At 71.9% G+C, this 19,279-nt stretch carries 7 protein-coding genes; all 7 read left to right on the forward strand.

Features of this window, described 5'->3' with window-relative positions; translation table 11 throughout:
* Positions 1 to 206 precede the first annotated feature (206 nt).
* The 7 genes from OG747_RS42080 to OG747_RS42110 are packed head-to-tail and all read left to right on the forward strand — an operon-like array spanning position 207 to position 19,058.
* The gene (locus OG747_RS42080) at positions 207 to 542 is read left to right on the forward strand and encodes a WXG100 family type VII secretion target (protein ID WP_405884600.1); all 336 of its coding nucleotides are present in this window, start codon (positions 207 to 209) and stop codon (positions 540 to 542) included.
* Positions 543 to 583: 41 nt separating this feature from the next.
* Positions 584 to 874, forward strand: coding sequence for a WXG100 family type VII secretion target (locus OG747_RS42085; RefSeq protein ID WP_405884601.1), 291 nt, complete (start codon positions 584 to 586; stop codon positions 872 to 874).
* Position 875: 1 nt separating this feature from the next.
* The gene (locus tag OG747_RS42090; RefSeq protein WP_405884602.1) at positions 876 to 1,541 is read left to right on the forward strand and encodes a hypothetical protein; all 666 of its coding nucleotides are present in this window, start codon (positions 876 to 878) and stop codon (positions 1,539 to 1,541) included.
* 48 nt (positions 1,542 to 1,589) lie between these two features.
* Positions 1,590 to 3,848 carry a hypothetical protein gene (locus tag OG747_RS42095; protein ID WP_405884603.1) on the forward strand — a complete coding sequence of 753 codons (2,259 nt, stop codon included), beginning with the start codon at positions 1,590 to 1,592 and terminating at the stop codon, positions 3,846 to 3,848.
* 46 nt (positions 3,849 to 3,894) lie between these two features.
* A complete protein-coding gene (locus tag OG747_RS42100) occupies positions 3,895 to 4,326 on the forward strand; it encodes a YbaB/EbfC family nucleoid-associated protein (protein ID WP_405884604.1) in 432 nt (143 codons plus the stop codon).
* Positions 4,319 to 4,690 carry a WXG100 family type VII secretion target gene (locus tag OG747_RS42105; protein ID WP_405884605.1) on the forward strand — a complete coding sequence of 124 codons (372 nt, stop codon included), beginning with the start codon at positions 4,319 to 4,321 and terminating at the stop codon, positions 4,688 to 4,690. The genes OG747_RS42100 and OG747_RS42105 overlap by 8 nt, the downstream gene beginning before the upstream one ends.
* Positions 4,691 to 4,700: 10 nt before the next feature.
* The gene (locus OG747_RS42110; RefSeq protein WP_405884606.1) at positions 4,701 to 19,058 is read left to right on the forward strand and encodes a hypothetical protein; all 14,358 of its coding nucleotides are present in this window, start codon (positions 4,701 to 4,703) and stop codon (positions 19,056 to 19,058) included.
* Positions 19,059 to 19,279 lie beyond the last annotated feature (221 nt).

Raw genomic sequence — 19,279 nt, forward strand, 5'->3', positions numbered from 1 at the left:
CACGCGCGCGTACCCCCGTACTGGTTGTCGGTGACCTGGTCGGCGAACTTCCGCTGGGGGACGTACTCGTGGCCGACTGACAGTCCGCAGGGACAGAAAAACACGGCCGGTGGGGCAGCGAGTCCGGCTTCTGGTGCATCGCGGGTGCGGCCCCGGACCACCATCACACACGAGGACCGCGACGAACCCGCCACGAGAGGACGGCCATGGCCGGCAACACGAACACATCGGTGGACACCTCGGGCATGAAGATCGCCCAGGGCAGCTTCCAGACCGCCCTGGACGAGGTCAACACCACCTACACGCAGATGCAGAGCCAGATCGACACGTTGCGCAGCAGCTGGACCGGTGACGCCGCCAGCACCTTCCAGAGCGCCATGGACACCTGGCTCACGGACTTCGGCACCGTCAAGCAGCAGTTGGAACTGATGCTGCAGAAGCTCCAGGCCAACACCGGGAGTTACGACACCACGCACCAGGCCACCTCGGACACCGCCACCCAGCTCCACAAGAGCATGACCACCCCGCTGCCCGGTTTCTAGCCCCCCGACCGCTCAACCACCCCGCACACGAGGAGCGACCCATGCCCACCTACACCGTCAACATGAACCAAGTCGAGTACGTGGTCGGTGAGATGACCGCGATCAGCGGGAAGATCCAGGCGGCGCTGACCGAACTGGACGACAGCGCCAAGGTGCACCTGAGCGAGTGGACCAGCGACGCCCGCGCCACCTACGACGTCGCCAAGGCAAAGTGGGACGCCGCCGCCGCTGACATGGTGACCCAGTCCCAGAACGCGACCAACTCCCTCGGCCACATCAACGAGTCCTACTACGCGGGTGAGCGGCACGGCGTGAGTCTCTGGGAGCAGTGACATGGCGAACGAGAACGCCGACAGCGCCCACGGCAGCGACCCGAACATCAACCACAACGACTACGGGGACCACGACAACAGCAGCAGTTCCAGCACGAGTTCCAGCGGGAATCACCATTACCACGGCGGTACGGACGTCCCGCGCGTCCCGGGGATCCTCACCGACCTGCACCCCTTCGTGCCCCCGTCGGTGCCCGGCGGCGACGGGCACAACGGGACCTCGATCAGCACACCGTCGCTGGACCTGTTCGCCTCCAACATCGATCAGCTGATCCAGCCGGTGCGCGACGTCGCCACAAGACTGGGCGACGTCGCGGTCGCACCGGGCGCCTTCTACCACGCCAACGGCATGAGGGCGACGGTCAACGGCCCGAACGCCGACGGCGGTCTCAAGAAGAGTTACGGCGACGCCCTCTCGGCCCTGGTCCGGGGCCTGACGGACCTGCGGGACGGCGTGCGGACGCTGAGCCGGAACTACGGCACGACCGAGGACGCCAACCACATGACGGCCCAGGACCTCGCGGACGCCTTCACGACCACCACCGCCGACTTCAACACGGTGATGACGTCCAACGGCGGCACCGGCATGACCTCCAACACCCGTACAGGCAACACGGGTTCAGGCAACACGAACAACCACACCGGTTCGAACAGCACGACCGCCTAGGCGCGGCCTCGGCGGACAGCGGATCGGCGGCTCCACGGGAGGGCGAGAGTGCCGGACTACAACAGCGGCGGTTTCCACCAGGGCGACGACGGGACGATCTTCGGCAATCCCGACGGCTCGTCCAACGGAAGCATCACGGACTACGACAACTGGGACTGGAAGCAGATCAAGGCGGCCGTCTACGGTATGTCCTCCGGGGTCGCGACCGACGCGAACCAGGCCCACGCCCGGTCCATCGCCAATCCGCAGTCGCTGCTGGACGCGGCCAACGGGTTCTTCCACGTCCAGCGGATCCTGGAGGGCGTCACCAAGAGCCTGGTCGACCAGGCCAAGGCGCTCGCCGGTGACAACGGACCGTGGGGCGGCAGCGCGGCCGACTCCTTCCTCGACATGATGACCAACTTCTCCCGCCAGGTGAAGGCCAACGCCGATGTCCTGTCCGGGGGTTCGACCGGCGACCACTCCGTTCCCCACCAACTCGCCAACAACGCGATCGCCTTCCAGAGCGCGCAGAACACCCTCGCGGAGATCGACTCCTGGTACGCCGACCAGGCCGTCGCGATGGGCGTCACCCCGATGTCGGACGGGCTGGTCCCGATCAGTCAGAAGCCCGAGCTCGTCTCGATGATGACAGAGGACATGCGTGCCGTCCTGAAGAGCCTGGCGCACTCCTACCAGGTCACGACCGACGCGATCGTGAACCCGACGCCGGTGACCTCGCCGACGCACAACCCGGACGACGGCTCGGGGAACGACGACGGCCTTCGCGACCAGAATGCCGGCCTGCACGACCCGGGCCCAGGCGGGTCCGACAGCGGTATCGGGAACGGCATCGGTGACACCGGAAGCCTCTCGGACCTGTCCGGCTATCCCGGCACCGGCCTGGACACCGGGACCGGCACGGGCGACGGCATCGGTGGCCTCGCCGGCCTGGACGGGTCGGGCGACCCGACCGCGTACCCGGGCGACCTGTCCGGCATCGGCGACACCGGACTCGGCACGTCCGGCCTCGACGGCTCAGGCCTCGGCGACCTGGGCAGCCTCGACCCGTCGGCCATCGAGAGCGCGCTGAACCCCCTCTCCTTCCCCGGCCTCGGCAGCCTGGCCGGTCTCGGCAGCGGCGGCCTGGGGTCCGAGGGCGTGGGTTCCCTCGGCGGCCTGTCCACGGCCGACCCGGCCGCCTTCGGCGACACCGGGCTCAACGACGGCATCGGCGACGGCCTCACCGGCGGGCTGGGCAGCGGCCTCGACGACGGCCTGTCCGCCGGCTCGCTCTCGCCCTCGCAGCTCGCGACGTCCTCTGGGATGCCTTACATGCCGGGGATGGGCGGTACGGGGGCCGGCGGTGCCGGTCAGACGGCGGAGCCGACGGACGCCTCGGGGCTGCTCGACGCCAGCGCGGACCCCTGGGACGGTGAGGAGATCCCCGGCGGCGACGAGGTCGGCTCGGAACTGGGCGCGGCGGCCGGCGGGGAGGGCCTGGGCACGGCCGGGATGCCGTACATGCCGGGGATGGGCGGTACGGGCGCCCCCGGCGCGGGCCGGGACGGCACGAACGAACGGACCGACGCCTCCGGGCTGCTCGACCCGAGCACCGAGCCCTGGGCGGGCGCCGAGGAGACCGGCGACGACGAGGCCGGCTCCCTGACGGGAGCCCTGCCCGGGGTGCCCTACCTACCCGGATTCGGCACGACCGGGCCCGAGGCCAACACCGCGACGGGCCGTGCCAACACCCGGACCGGCGAACGCGCGGGGGAGCCGACAACCGACGAAGAGGGCACGACCGAAGGACGTACGGCGGAAGAGAGCACGACCGAAGAAGGCACGGTCGAAGCCCGTACGGCCCCGGTCACCGCCGAGGCGCCGGTCGCGGTCGGGTCCGACGGGCTGCCGCTGCCCGCGCACGACCACAGTGCCGTGGTCCGGCAGCCACAGGCCGACGACGGTGAGGAGGACTTCTCCGCGTGGGAGACCGGTGTCGGTGCGGGCGCGTTCGTACCGCTGCTGCGGGCGGTGCGCGGGGAGCGCGAGCGGGAGTCGGACCCCGTGGCGGCCGAGCCGGGCGTGTCCGGCGAGCCGCGCGGTACCTGGCAGCCGGACCGCACCGGCGGCGGGGCGCCGGCCGGCGTGGGCGCCGGGGTCCTGAGGGCGGCGGCCTGCGGGGACGGCGGCCCCGAACCGGAGGAACCCGACGAGCCCGAGGAGGAAGCGGAGGAGGAGCCGGCCGCCCGGGGGATCGCAGACCTGCTGGTCCAGTCGGAGAACACCTGGGGCACCGTTCCCGGCGATTCCGCCGCCACCCTCTGACCGGCCCTTGCGCCCACCGAACACTGCCTGAAAGAGACGAGTTCACATGCCCGGTCCGTACGACCAGCAGATCGAGGACCTGCTGGACCAGTACCGCCGTCAGCGTGACGAGGCCGCCGAGACCCGGCGCCGGATCAACGAGACGACGTCGACCGTGACCGCCCCCCGGCAGACGGTGAAGATCACCGTCGGCGCCCAGGGGGAGGTCACCGCCATCGAGTTCCCCACCGGCGCCTATCGCCGGATGGCACCCCGGGAGCTGGCCGACGTACTGCTCACCACGCTTCGACAGGCCAGGGCCGAGGCGCTGGAGGGCGTCGCCGGGGTGCTCGCCGGTCAACTGCCGCCCGGTGTGACCGTGCCCGACCTGCTCCAGGGCCGGGTCGATCCGGCCTCCGTCCTGCCCGAGGACCCGGTCATGCCCGACTCTGTACGCGACTACGTGGACCACGGCTTCCAGGGAGACTCCCATGAGTGACGGCACCTTCTCCGTCGACACCGCACGCCTCGACCAGGCCGCCCCGCAGATGCAGGAGCTGGCCGGGCGGATCAGATCCATCGCCACCAAGCTGGACGGCCGCCTTGAGGCCCTCGGCGCGTGCTGGGGCGACGACGAGAGCGGACAGCAGTTCCTGGAGCAGTACGCCGAGCCCAAGCGGCAGCTCAGCGAGGGCATCACCGGCGCGGGCACCGTGCTCGACAGCGCCGTCGACGGCATCCGGACCATGGCCAAGGGGTTCGCGCGGACCGAGGAACGGAACGTGGAGGACCTGCGCGCCATTACGCCGTCCTCCGACTCCGTGACGGTGGGCGACTCGTCGCCGCACCGCACCCGGCGGTGAGTCCCCGCACATGAGCGTCGAGATGCCCCCCGAGCTGGCCTGGGTCGCCCGGCTGGCGGTCGGCCAGTCCTGGCCGAAGGGCGACGAGGACAACCTGCACGCCCTCGGACAGGCGTGGAACGAGGCCGCGCAGGAGCTCAAGGGCATCAGCGGGCAGCTCGGCGCGTCCGGCAACGGGGTCCTGGAGAGCGTGGGCGGGCAGGTCGCGGACGAGTTCCGCGCCTTCGTCACGCAACTGGAGTCCAGCCTGCCGGAGATGGCGGAGTCCGCGAACCAACTGGGCAAGCTCGGCCGGCACACCGGCGTCCAGGTCGAGTACTCCAAGTACATGATCCTCGGCCAACTCATTCTGCTGGCCGCGCAGATCGCACAGTGGATCTTCTTCGCGCCCGAGGTCATTCCGCTGGCCATCACGGCGGCTCGCGTCGCGGTGAAGATGATCCTGCGCCGGCTGCTCATCTCGGTCGCGACCGGTGTCGCCCTCAACGTCGGCCTCGACGTCGCTGTCCAGACCATCCAGTTCCTCAAGGGCGACCGCACCGAGTGGTCTACCGACAACACGGTCTCCGCCGTGGTGTCGGGCGCCATCGGCGGGGCCGTGGGCGGCATCTTCTTCGGCGCGGGCAGTGTCCTGGCGCCGAAGTTCGCGCACTCGCTGTTCGGCAAGGGCATCCTCGGCGCGGCCACCGGACTGGGCACCTCGGGGATCATGTACGGCATCTACCACAGCGGGGAGAGCGAGTTCGGCTCGTCCATCACCGCGGGTGCGCTGGGGGCACTGGGCGGCGGCGGCAAGCGGCGCTTCGGCGGCAAGGGTGACACGGTCAAGGTGGACCCCGTCCATGTGAACGTACCCGGCGCCCTCACGTTCGACCTGCCCGGACTGCTGTCGGCCGCGAAGGACGAGTTGTCCGACCCGGGCACGTTCAGGACGGCGACGGAGAGCACGGCGGCGACTGGCACCAACGCGACCGGGAACGGGAGTACGGCAGGGGACGGGAGCGCGACCAGGGCGGGTACGCACAGCACGGAGACGGGCAACGGCGCCTCCCGTACCGGAAGTTCCGCCACTGCGCACGAGACGGAGACGGCTCACGGCACGTCCCCGGCCGTCACCGCCCCGCACGAACAGGGGCTGCCCGGCTTCACGACCACCATCACCACCACGTCGCAGACCTCGACGTCGCGCACCTCGGCATCCACGGCCACCGGTCCGTCCACCACGCGCACGGAGACAGCGGTCACCGCACCGACCCGCGTCACGACAGGGGGTGGCGCCACCACCCTTGGGACGGGCCACCCGACCACGGTGAGCACGGGCACGGACCGCGTCGGCGGTACCGGCACCTCCGGCCCGACGCCGTCCGTCCGAACGGAGACGGGCACCCCTGCCCGTACGGAAAACGGCACCTCCGTCCGTACGGAGACCAGCACACCGTCGGCCGTCGGCGCGCACGCGCAGACCGGACCGGAGGCCCTCAAGACCACGGAGTCCACGGCCACAGCCACCGTGAGCACCACGACGGACGTGCGGGAGCACGCGGCAGCCGTCGCCACGTCCCACGAGCAGACACCCCACGAGCGGACCCCCATCCCGGACCCCACGCCACCCCCGGGGAGCCACCCCGCCGTACGGGAACCCGCCCCCCGCATGACGCCCGACCGCACACCGCGCTTCGTCGTCCGGTCCGCCTACGAGGCCCGGCGGTTCCTGCACCGGGACGAGCGGTTCACCGACCTGACCATCAGGGTGGCGATCCGGGACGGCGGCAGGGGGAGCGACACCGACACCGTATGGAACCGGATGTCCGACGGTGTCGCGCAGTTCCTCAACGCGCCCGGCTACCACCTCCCCAACGGCGACGGTCTGCACGTCACCGTGGTGCGCGCCCGTCCCGGCGAGGAGCCGCACCTGACGGTCGATCTGGTCGGCCGGGACCGGGCCATGGACCAGCGGTCGTGGTGGCCGGACGCGGACCCCGTCGACTTCGCGCACGAGATCGCCCACCAGATCGGCCTGCGTGACGAGTACCGAGACAGGACCACCCCGCACCGCCCCGCCGTCGAGGGCAGCCTCCAGGGCGACTACCGCGCGGCCGCCCCCGAGGGCCTGCGGCAGGCGGGACTGCGCGACCGCCATCTCCAGCTGATCGGCGCCGGGATCGGCGACCTCGGTGAGCCGGCCGTTCCCCGGCACACCGACGCGGACACGGTGGCCGGGACGGTGCCGGAGACGCCGTCCGCAGCCCATGCGCACGACGGGGCACCGCCGTACGACGCGGAGTGGGAGCGGGCCCGGCAGGACGCCGAGGGACATGAGCGCCGCCATGCATGGGTCGACCCGGTCTCCGATCCCCTGGGCGACGGGCGCAGCGTCCAGGGGATCACGTCCGGTCGGCGGACCGCGCCCGCGGTGGCCCCGCGGATGCACCAGTCCCAGCGGCCGGCGGTCTACTCGCCCGACAAATCACTGATCATGCAGCCCGGTTACGCGTCCGGCGACCAGTTCGGCATCCTCGCGACACTGCTCGCCGAGCCCACCATGCATGTCCTCATCGCGCGTGGCCCCGGCCCCGGCCTACCCGGACACGATCCGGTGCTGGACAAGTCGCGGGCCATCGAGGCGTTCTACCGGGAGAGCGGGATCGACGAGGACCGCATCTGGACGCTGGACCTCCCGAGACTGGAGCAGGGCAATGTCTGGCGCCAGCTGAACGACGAGGCCGCCCGGATCGCCCAGGAGAAGTGGGGCATCAACAAGTACTTCGAGGAGATGCACGAGCGGAAGGAGCTGTGGGGGGTCACCCACGGCACCGACTACGTCGCCGAGCACTTCTCCGACCCGATGCGGTCCGCCATCCGTGGCGCATGGCACCTGGAGGACCACCGCGACACGGAGATCACCGACTGGCTGGCCGGGCAGGGGGTGCGGATCCCGGCGGGCGACAAGGGCGTGCTCGTGCTGTGGTCCCGGTTCACCGGCAAGGCCGCGAACTGGTCGGACCTGCGCGGCCGGATGGAGCACGACACCAGCTTCGAGGGCACCCGTCAGCTCCTGCGGAACCTGGCCGGCGACTACAAGACGGTGATCATCACCGGTGACCCGCACCCCGACCAGACCAAGGCCGGCAAGTGGGACACGTTGGTCCAGGAGATGCGCGCCGAACTGGACACCCAGCACATTCACAACCTCACCGGCTTCTGGCGGAGACCCGAATCCGGGCTGAGCACCTGGGGCGGCGACACCCGGACCGGCCAATTCCGGCTCTACGACCACCTCGACCGTCACCACGGCGTCCAGCACGTCGGCTTCCGCTCCGGGAACCTTGAGGCCGTGGCGCTGATCGGCCACCCGGTCCGCTACCTGGAGGAGGGGGACGCGACCGGTGCCCGCCGCATGGAGGCGTGGCACGCGTCGCACAACGGACAGACCCGCAAGGGCGGCCTGCCTCCCGGATACGAACGGACCGTCGTCGCCGACCCTCCCACCGCCTCCGGCAGACACTCCAAGGACGTGGTCCTGAAGCCCCAGTTGCACGGGACGTACCAGCCGCCCGACCCGGGCTCCCGATTCCGTAAGCCGCTGGCGGCGTACGGCATGGAGCGCGGCTTCGGCTACCCGGACCTGGAGCGGCTCCGCGAGGACCTGGGACTCACCGAAGACCGTCAGGGGCAGGAGCCGTTCGACGCGGAGCGGATGCGCGAGGTCGGGCGCCGGTATCGGAAGGAGACCGCGGCGATCCGGCAGTACCCGAACTACAGCCATTTCGCGGGGTACGACGTCGACGCGTACCTGGCCCACTACGACGCCTTCCTGAACCAGGACCCGGCGACCTACCAGGGCGTGGGCGCCACGCAGATGTACGCCGACTTCGTCCAGCGGGTCCTGCCGACCTTGCCGGACGTGTGGGGAATCCGCCGTAGGGTCGACTACAACACCTGGGCGGCGTACCACCAGTGGCAGAACGAGCAGCAGGCCACAACGGTTGCGCACGGCGGTGACGAGGTCGCACCCCAGGCCCCGCAGGCGGACGGCACCGTCTCGCACTCCGACGGCATCGCCATGATGACGCGGCCCCCTCGGGCGGAGAACCGTGCGGAACCGTCCCCGGACCATCCCTCCCGCTCGGCCGTCCCGACCACCGACGGCTTCGCCGAACTGCGCCACCTCTCCTCCACCGAGGTGACGGAGTCCGACGCGCGGTCGCGCTACGGCATGCCTACGGCCAACTTCCGCAAGTTCCAGGACATCTCCGCCAGTCGCAACCTCCGGATCGACGTCCGCCCGACCAATCCGACGGCCGCACACTGGCTGGAGCAGGGCAAGCTGCCGAAGCCCAAGGACATCAAGGCGAAGTCCGTCAACGACCTGGACATCCGGCTGGGCGCCAAGGCCGAACACCGTGGACTGATCGGGTACTTCCAGCCGGTGCGGCCGGAGCGCGGCAGCCTCGACGAGACGACCTGGAACCGGCTCGAAGCTCGGTTCGCGCAGCGCGCCGAGGAGTTCGAGGTCCTGGCACCGGTCATGGCCAGGCTCCAGAACGAGGGCCGGTTCAAGGTCGAGGACGGCCTCGTGTTCGGCCGGGACGGCCAGGGCGACTGGAAGGAGATCACCGGCGACCACGACGTGTTCGACATCAGCACGCCGGGCGGTACGCGGCTGAAGGGCGAGCCGTACGACGAGGTCGTCGGCACCATGATCGGCAACGACATGGCCGTGATGCACGGGGCGCACATGGACTGGGAGCCGTCCTCGCCCTTCAGCAAGGGCATCTTCAGCAAGATCGTGGAGTCCCATCAGGAGGGTGGCGAGCCCCTGCTGCGCTTCCGCCCCGGCGTCAACGACGCCGAACTCGTCCACGCCCCGGCCGAGTTCCGCTTCACAGGCCCGGAACCGGAACCCCTGCCGGCCGAATCAAAGCCCGCTCCGGCAGACCCCGTCCCGACCACTGGCGAAGGCGAACCCCCGCTCGCACAGGGGCACATCACGGCCGAACCGACCGAACTTCCCATAGGTCCTGTGCACTTCCCCGCCGAGGAGCCCCGACCCGTGCTCGCGCATGCGGAATCCAGCACCGCAAGGGTTCGCTCCTCACCCACCGGCGCGGAGCCCATCGCCGATCAGACCAAAAACCCGCTTGCGCAGGCCGAATCCTCGATCCGTCGTGCCGATTCGCCTCTCAGCCGTGCCGACTCACCGCTCCCGCGCGCCGACTCGCGACTCCGCCACGCCCATTCGCCCGTGTTCGCTGCGACGGAGACCGAGACCTCGGCGCGGCCCGGTGACCCCGGGGCGTCGGTCGTGGAGCCTGGGGCCACTTCCGTGGACGTCGTCAAGGGCGCTGTTGCCGAGCCCGAGCCCGAGCCCGAGCCCGAGCCCGAGCCCGAGCGCGAGCGCGAGCCGATGGTCGTGGAGCCCGAGGGTGACCCGATGACACCGCCTCCGCCGGGCGACGCCCCCGGCGGGGACGGCGACCCGGCTCCGCACGAGCACCTCGATCGCGCCGAGCTGTCCCCCGAACCGCCGGCCGGGCCACCGGGACGACTGCGCGGCCGGTACCAGCGGTCGTTGGCCGGGATCAGGATCACCGACGCGCCCGGCCCCGAGGCGCTGCGCGCGCGGGTGCTGGAGACCCTTCCCGCCGCGCATCGCGGCGACCGTCAGGTCGTCCAGAAACTCGACGCGGAGTTCGACCCGGCCAACTTCCGGGCCAGGCACGACGACATGGTCAACGGCGGCTGGCGCTTCCAGCTCAGGGTGGGCGGCGTCCTGCACGACGTGGTGCTCACGGCCCGCCCGGGGGACTGGCGGTTGGGGGCGGGGCGCACACCGGACGGGGAGAAGGACGCGAAGGGCTTCGAGCGGTCCGCCGAGACCAAGCGCGAGACCGAGCCGCAGAAGACCTCTCGCACCACGTCCGAGGCGGGCCTCGACCTGGCCCCCACCGTGATCCGCCCGGTCGCGGACCACCCCGACCGGCTGACCGTGGTGACCCCCTCCGTCAAGGCGGGCGGCGCCACCCACGCGACCGACACCTCGGTGAAGACCGTCTCCGTGACGGGCACGAAGAGCGCGCTCACCGGCCCCACCGACACCTACGTCTCCAGCTTCCACTACGAGGCGAAGGTCGTCGGCCCCGACGGCCGGTCGCTGGCCCAGCCGGACAGCCCTCCCCTCGACGCCGACGTGACGGCGGAGATCACTCGCCCGGAGACGGACCCGGAGGGCGGGCCGCCTGCCAGTTGGGCTGGTTGGGAGAGGGACCGCTCGGGCCGGGTGGAGGGCCGCCCGCTCGACGTCACAGGGTTGACCGGCCTGCACGCCGACGTCTTCCGGCACCTCCCGCGCGAGGAGCGCCCCGACGGTACCGCGCACCGCGACATCCTGGAGTTCCTGTCCCCGAAGAACGTCCTCGACGGCTTCGAGCACGCCGCCGGCTGGGGCCTGACCTCCAAGCGGCTGGACCTCTCCGACGGCGGCCACGCCTGGCTCCGGCTCACCCTGGAGCCCAGGACGTCCGTCCACGAGGGCACGGTCTCCGACAAGGACACCTTCACGAGCAAGGAGACGGGCGAGCAGGCCACCGGCCGGACCGGCACCTCCACCTGGGGTCTCGGTCTGAACGGGGGCGGCGCACGGCGGATCTGGGAGAGCCGTACGGACAAGGAGTCGACCTGGCTGACGGTCACCGGCGGATACTCCTACGCGCACAGCCAGGCGCACCAGGCGAAGGGCAAGCAGACCTTCGCGGTGGAGCACAGCCTGGAGCACGCGGGCACCGGCGACCTGGTCAGGACCGAGGTAGGGTTCCGCGTCGAGGTACTGCGCGAACATCTGTCCCCCGGCGCGGACGGCCTGCACGCGGTCCGCCGGGAGCCCGACCCCGGACCCGCGCGCGGGGAGGCCCCGCAGGACGAGGAGAACCCACCCGCCGTACGAACCGGCGAGGTCATCCGCGTCCGCCCCCACCCGGCCGAGCCCACTGCCGAGAACGCCACCGAAACCACCGCCCCGCCGTCCGCCGACGGCGACACCGCACCTGGCACCCCGAACCCCCGCCCCGCGCCCGGCAACCTCCGCGCCCCCCTGACCGCACAGCGCACCGCCTTCGTCGACGTCCCCGGATCGATGGAGCTGGAGCGGCACATCACCGACCGGCTGCGTGCACTGGCCCCCGGCATCCTGCCGCCACCCCACGGCGAGGAAGGGCGCGTCACGCCGCAGGCCATGGAGAACCAGCGCCTGCTGCGCGAACGGGTGTCGCGGTCCGGCCTGCGCGCCGACGGCGGACAGCTTCTCGACGGCACCTTCCGGATCACCCTGGACGCCTCGCACCTGCCGGGGCTGCCCGGCCGTACGTACGAGGTCGTGGTCGGGGCCGACACCGGGGCGGGCCGGTACGACGGGGCCGTGGCGGCGACGGCGACGGACACGGTGGCCCGGGCCCACGCCTCCGACAAGGGGGTGACCCGGGGCAGCAAGCACACCCTCGGTGTCAGCGGCAACGTGCGCAGCGCGCTCAACCCGCAGGACAGCGTGCGGGTGTTCGGACTCGGCGGCGTCGACGGCTCGTACGCCCCGTCCCGGGGGACCGTCGCGTCCAGCGAGACCCAGTCCAGACGCGCGTTCCAGCACAAGGGGCAGGCGGACGCGTTCAGTTACCCGGTGCGCTACCGCGTCCTGGTCGGCCCGCACCGGGAGGGAGACCCACCGGGCACCCTGCCTGCCGTACCGGCCGCCGCCGGCCGGGGGCCGGAGAACGTACGCGATGTCGTCCTCGCGGACGGCGACCTGCTGCGCGTCGAGGTACGGCGGCCGGAGGTCTCCGCGTCGGCGCCCCGCTATCTGCGGCCCGCCCGGCTGCCGCAACTGCACTCCGTCACCCGGGTCGCCGACGAGGCCGGGTTCGGGCAGCAGGCGCGGGCCGCGCTGAGGCACGCGTACGCGTCCCGCGAGACCGACGGCGAGCCGCGCGTCCCCGAACTCGATGAGGGCGTGGACGCGTTGGCCGGCCGGTCCCAGTTGCCCGGACTGGTCTCCGCGTCGCATTCCGGCTGGGTCAACACGCTCGACCGGCACGTCGGCGACGGCCGTGCCCCCGACACGGTCGGCCTGTCGGTGCGCACCCGGCTGACCGACCTGACCTACCAGGAGACCCTGTCCGGGGACGGCACGCTCGACCTGGAGCTGAAGGCGAGCGGCGGCACGGCCCTCGCCGACCAGACGTCGTGGTCGGTCAAGGGCAGCATCGGCCCGGACTTCGGCCGTTTCCCCGAGACCCCGACCGGCACGCTGACCACGGGCTACCAGGTGCGCGGTGGTGGCAAAGTCAAGGGCGGCGGTCAGTGGGACGGCGTCGACACGGTCAAGCAGCAGACCAGCACCACCCGCAAGGCCGGCCACACCGGCACCTGGCACGTCTACCGGGCCACGGCCGCGGTGAGTATCGCCGGGCGGGTCACCGACGCGTCCGGGACGTCGCACGTCGGCCGCCCGGTCCGCAGCGACCACGTGGTGTTCGTGCTGCTGTCCGACGAGGACGTGGCACGACTGGCGGGCGACGGGCAGCGGGACGACGTCCCGCCGGAACTCCGGGCCACGCTGCTGGACCAGGGGATCTCGGGCGGAGTCCTGGTGGATCTGCCGGACACCGACCCCATCCTCCGGGAGATCGACCATCAGCTGCGCGGCCCGAACGACGAGACCGTCCCGGTCGCCGCGCTGCCCTTCGCGGACACCTACTCACCGGACGCCCTCGCCGCCCGCTACGACGAACTCGTCGGCCCCGGCATCCTGGAGCGGCACGTCGAAGTGACCCGCGCCGGACGCATCGTCACCGAGGTGCTGGTGCGCGGGATCACGGACGGCTGGCGCGACGACGGCTCCCGTTCGGACCGTTCCCTGACCCGAGAAGTGACCGCCGCCGACACGGTCAAGGGCAAGGCAGGCGGCAAGGGGACGCTCGGCGTCGAGGGCAACCTGCGGGCCTCCGTACGCCCGCCGGTGCCGCACTTCGACTCGGCCTCCATCGCACCCGCCGTCGCGTTCGAGGGCGGCCGGGGCAGCAGCGCCGAGTCCGGCGTGACCACCACTGTCGGGCACAAGACGTCCGGGTTCGGCGACGCGAACGCCCGGTTCATCACCGGCATGCGGTTCGAGGTGGCGGTCACCCGGCGCACCGAGACCGGCCGCTTCGTACGCCTGACGAAGGACCCAGAGACCATCGGCCCCTACGAGGCGACCGCCTGGGTGCCCGAGTCCCTCACCCAGAGCGCGACCGCCGCACCCCACCCGCGCGTGCCCGACGACGCGCCACGCCGCGCGCCTCTTGCCGCCCACCCGTTCGACATCGAGTTGGGCCGGCTGCCCGGCCCGGGCCGCGCCGAGCACACCGCCTGGCAGAACACCCTGCGCGGGGCCCACGACATGGTCGGCTTCGACAACACCAAGGCCCTGCACGACACCGCCGTCCAGGTTCAGGCGACCCCGCGCCCCTGGGGCGACGGACTGCTCGGCCAGACCGGCGCGTACTACTCATGGGCCCTCGCCCAGGGCGCGGGCCTGGCCGGATGGGCGGCGCGGTCCACCCTGCCCGAGCACCTGACCGGCACGGTCTCCCGCTTCGTGGAGACCTTCACGGCCGACCCCCGGCTGGGCCGCGAACACGACCTGAGTCAGGAGCAACGCCTCGCGCCGGAGGAGCAGTTCGCGATCCGCCAGGTGTTCTCCGGACAGTCGCTGCCGGCCCTGTTCCACCGGCTCGGCACACCGGACAGCGGCTACCGCGTGCCGGGCACCTCGCTCGCCCTGTCGATGGAGGCCATCGGCCCCGCCGAGGAGGTGGGCCACCGCACCGCCGCCGCCGACGAGCTCTCCGTCGCCGTCAAGGACGAGCCCGCCATCGCCGCCACCGCCACGTACAACTGGTCCGTCTCCCCACTCGACTTCGCGGTCCTCACCGACGACCCGGTGGTCACCGTCCCCCTCGCCACCGGGCGCATGACCCGCGACCAGACCGACGACTCGACGCGCCCCGTCACCCGCGCCCCCGGGACCCCGGGTGCCCCCACCCCCGACCCGACGTTCCCGCACGGCGCGCCTCCCACGGAACCCGGCAAGGCCAAGCTGACCGGCCCGGCCGTGCTGATGCGCCAGCCCGTCAGAATCACCGTCCGAGGCCAGGACGACAAGGGCCCCTACGGCACCCCCCGCACGGTCACCGGCCACATCTTCCACTGGTCCACATCCGAACGGGCAACGCCGGCGTCCCCCTCAGATTCCGTTCACCTTTCCACGACCGCGTTCCCGTCCCCGTCCTCTTCCGGGTCCGCCAACCGCGCCACGGCCCTGTCGCCTTCCGATTCCGTTCACCTTTCCACGACCCCGTCCCCGTCCGCGTCCTCTTCCAGTTCCGTCCGCCGTCTCACCGGCCCGTCTTCCTCTGGCTCCGCCGGCCGCCTCAATGCCCCGTCCGTCTCCGACCCCCTGCACCGCCCCACCACACCGTCCCCCCTCGGCCCACTCGGCCGGCGACCCGCCGCCGCTCCTCCCTCCCGCCGCACCGACACGCATCCCAGCGACCTCCGCTCCGTCGAGGTCGCCCCCCGGGCCCCCACAGCCGCTGACGGCGCATCCGCCCTACAGGGGCCACCCGCGCCCGACGACGGAAGTCGCACAGGCGGTGCGGGTGGGAGAACTCCCGCCGGAGGCGGAGCCGAGGTGTTCACCCACGGCATCGCGTTCACCGCCGAGGACGTCACCACCCTCACCCCAGAAGACACCGCCCACATCGACACGCTCGCCGCCGACGTGGCCCACGACGCCGTACAGCGTGCGGAGACTGGGCTCGGGCTACCGGAGATCCTCGTCACCGGCCACGGCACCGCATCCGTCTCCGGCCTCCCCCACTTCGGCAGGGCGGTCCAGCTCGGCGCCCAACGTGCCGAGGGCGTCCGGGAGTTGTTCGCCCTCCGCCTCGATGCCCACCTGCGCGACCTGGACGCCCCGCTGACATCGGATGCGTTCACGATCACGGCCGAGTCCCGCGGCCCAGACCTCCCGCACGGCACGGACCCCGCCCAGGACACCCCGGAGGCCCGCCGCCGCGCGATCATCACGGTCACCTCGTCCCCGTCTCCGTCCCACGAAGCACCCACCGCCCCACCCGCCGTCACACCACCTTCCGCCCCCCACCCACCCCGACGCCCCGAACAGTGGCGAACCCGGCGCGACCAGGCGGTCTGGGCCGTGTTGCGGACCGAGCGGTACGACCCCGCCCGCGACCCGTCGGCCGACCGTCCCGCGCCCGGACTGCTCGCTGGACGGGACGTCGTGGTCCGTGCGGCCGTCGCCCGGATCCAGGCGGACGACGGCCGCTGGGTCCGCAACCTCTCCCTGCACCTCCCGGTGCGCTTCGGCGCCGGATTCGGCCCCGGCGACCTGGTCACGTACCGCGAGCGGCTCCAGTCGCTGCTGGACACGCACGTCAACGACGGTCGCCGGCTGCCCGGTTCGGGCGATCACCTGCACATCGACGTGGAACTGGAGCACCGCCCGGACCACCCGGAGGCCGTGGAGATCAGCCGGAGTGACGGGCCCGAGCGAGCCTGGGACCAGTTCACGTTCCCGCTGGGCATCCACGAGGACGTCCGGGACGATGCCCGGGCGCTCCACGAACTACTGCACTACGGCGGCCTGCCCGACCGTTACCACGACGTCACGACGCTCTTCCGCCGCCTCGAACGGCAGACCGACCGCACCGGCCTCATGGCGGACATCGACACCATCGACGTACCCGACACATATCTGAGGGCCATCGCCGAGGTCACCGACTCCGGCCCGGTGCTGCGCGACCTGCCGTATGCCGGGGATGCCGGAGACGACAGGAAGCCGGCCGTCGCCCCGCCGGGGCTGACCGGAACCGCCGCCCGCGAGATCCTGCTCGCCGTGGATCCGGACGCGGTGGCCCCGGTCCGAGCCCCCGCCGCCGCGCCGTTCGCCGACCGCTCCGACGCGGAGGCCGCGGAGCTGGTCCGCCAGGTCCGGCACGAGTACACCGCGATGGACGACGGCGGCGGTCGCAACTGGCGGGGCCCGGGGCGGCCCCGGTTCGATCCCACCTGGTACCACGTCCGCCACGACGACGGGAGCAAGGACCGGCGCGCCACGCCCTGGGCCGACGGTGCCTACGTCGTCCTGGCCCGTGCCGGCCGGAACCACATCACCCTGGTAACCCCGTACGGCGACGTCCGGTTGACGCATCCCGAGGACTTCGCCGCCCTGCTGGCGGACGACCCGATCAGGCCGCCGGACGCCGACATCGTGCTGGCCGTACGCGGCCTTCCGCAGGACGCCCTTGGCCTGCCGCAGGCCGTGTTCGCCGCGACAGGGAACCGGGTCTGGACGCCGTCGGGCGCCAGCCTCGAACTGAGGACCGTCCGGTCGCCCGGGACGGTGGAGCAGATCGAGCTGTCCGGCCGAGACCCGCACTGGGCGCCGACCACTTCGGCGGCGGGCCCCGACCACTTCGCGCACCTGCGGGCCCAACGCCTGCTCACCGAGGACTACTCGGTCGCGTCCAACGCCGACGACCCCGTGCTCTTCCACCGGCTGCCCGGCACCCGGCTGGAGGCCCACCACTTCCGCTCCCCGGCTCACCCTCACTCCGCCGCGCTGATCCTGCCCACCCAGGAACTCGACGTAGTACTTGCTGGTGACTCCCCCGCGATCCAGGTGTCGCAGGACGGAACGCTGGCCATTGACGCCGGCGGGCTGAGCCAGCACGCGTACGCGACCGAGCGGGCCGTCGACGAGGCCAACGCGAAGCTGGCCGCCGCCGGCAGCAAGGTGCGGCTGACCGCCGATCCGGAGGTCTCTCTCACCCTCACTCGGGACGGCGAACCGTCCACGGCGCCGCTGTTGCGGGTCACCCCGGAGTTCCTGACCACATCCGGCCGGTCCGAGGAGGAGGCCTGCCGGGACTTCGCGCAGATGGTGTCCGGCCAGGTCAGGGCATCGGACGTGGTGTTCCGGGTGCCGGGGCGGGTCGCGACCGGACCGATCAGCGCCCTGGACACCGCCGAGGTGACCGGCACACACCACCTCGCCGAGTCCCTGGTCCAGGTCGCCGACGGCCTGATCGACCCGGCCGCCACCGGCCCGTCCTGGGCCGCCTCCCAGATCGCCCGGGACAACCGGGGCGTCGGCGGGCAGGGCGGCTCGCCGACCCCCGGCCGGGAGTACGGCAGCGCGCTCAGCTACGAGCAGGTGGACAACCCGCGCCGCGACGCAGTGGCGCAGGCGGCGCGACGAACCGGGGTCAACGAGGGAGCCTGGGCCGAGGTCGGCGAAGGCTACCTGGTCCAGTCGATCAACGCGGCCGACCCCGAAGGAAGGCCGACCCTGGCGGTCAACTACGCCAAACCCACGGCAAGCAACGGATCGCACTTCGGTTACCACTTCGCCTCCGTGGTCCTGGCCAGCGAGGACGGCCGGTCCCAGCTCACTCTGGAGAACCACGCCCGGGTCAGCAGGAACCGTATGGAGATGAGCGCCGCGGTCGAGGAGAACCTGCGCAGCTCCGCAGCCCAACTCCGTGAGCTGGCTGCCTCGTTGCACGACCGCGCGCGCTACGCGGAACAGGTCGGCGCGCCCACCGAGCGCCAGGCGACCCTCAAGTCCAGGGCCTCCCTCGCCGACCGGTTGGTCACGGCGAGGGAGGCCCGCGACCGGGGCGCGTCCGAGGAGGAGCAGGAGCGTACGTTGCGGAAGGCCGCCACGGCCATGCTGCACACTGCCCCCGTGATCGATGGCAAGGCCCAGTGGTACTTCCGCTCGTACAGCAAGCGCCCTGGGGAGTCGATGCACGAGTCCCACGCGGAACTGCTGTCCGACCATGTCTCGGCCGAGGCGAACCCGCTCACCCTGGTCGTCCTCCACGGCCACGCCGTGTCCGCGCCCGAGCACCGCTTCATCCCGTTCGACGCGTCCGGCAACATGGCGGACAGCGCGGGCTACAAGCTCGACCACTTGGCCGAACACGTCGTCCGCACCGGCCTCTGGAACGTGGCCCACGGCCTGCGCCTGCCGACCGTACGTCTGACCGGCCACGGTGAAGGACACGCGCCGCATCTCGACCTCGGCCTCACCACCACCATGGCCACCCGGATCCGCGACGAACTGCGCACCCGAATCGGCGCCCTGCTCCACAATCGCGGCGCGACCACGACCGCCGACGCCTTCACGATCTCCATCGCCGCCGGCCTCCACCGCGACGACGGCCGGTCCCGCGGCCCCGAGGTCACCTTCGAGGTCGACCACTGGCGCAACCCCCAGGACGACACCCCAGGCCCGACAACCTCCTGACGCCCCCAGTCGACAGAAACCCGAAGTCCCAGTCCAGAATGGGCCGCGCCCCGTTTCGTCGAGTCTTCGGACTGTCCCCGGTTGGGTGGAGTCGAGTTGCTTGGTTTCAGGCTACTGGCGGGGTGCGGAGTTCGTACTCCACCGGACGGCCTGGGCACACCGCTGGACGGCGTGTCGTCCCCAGCCCAGGTGACGTGCGATGGCCCGCAACCACACCGACG

The organism is Streptomyces sp. NBC_01384, from assembly GCF_045040035.1.
Lineage (GTDB): Bacteria > Actinomycetota > Actinomycetes > Streptomycetales > Streptomycetaceae > Streptomyces.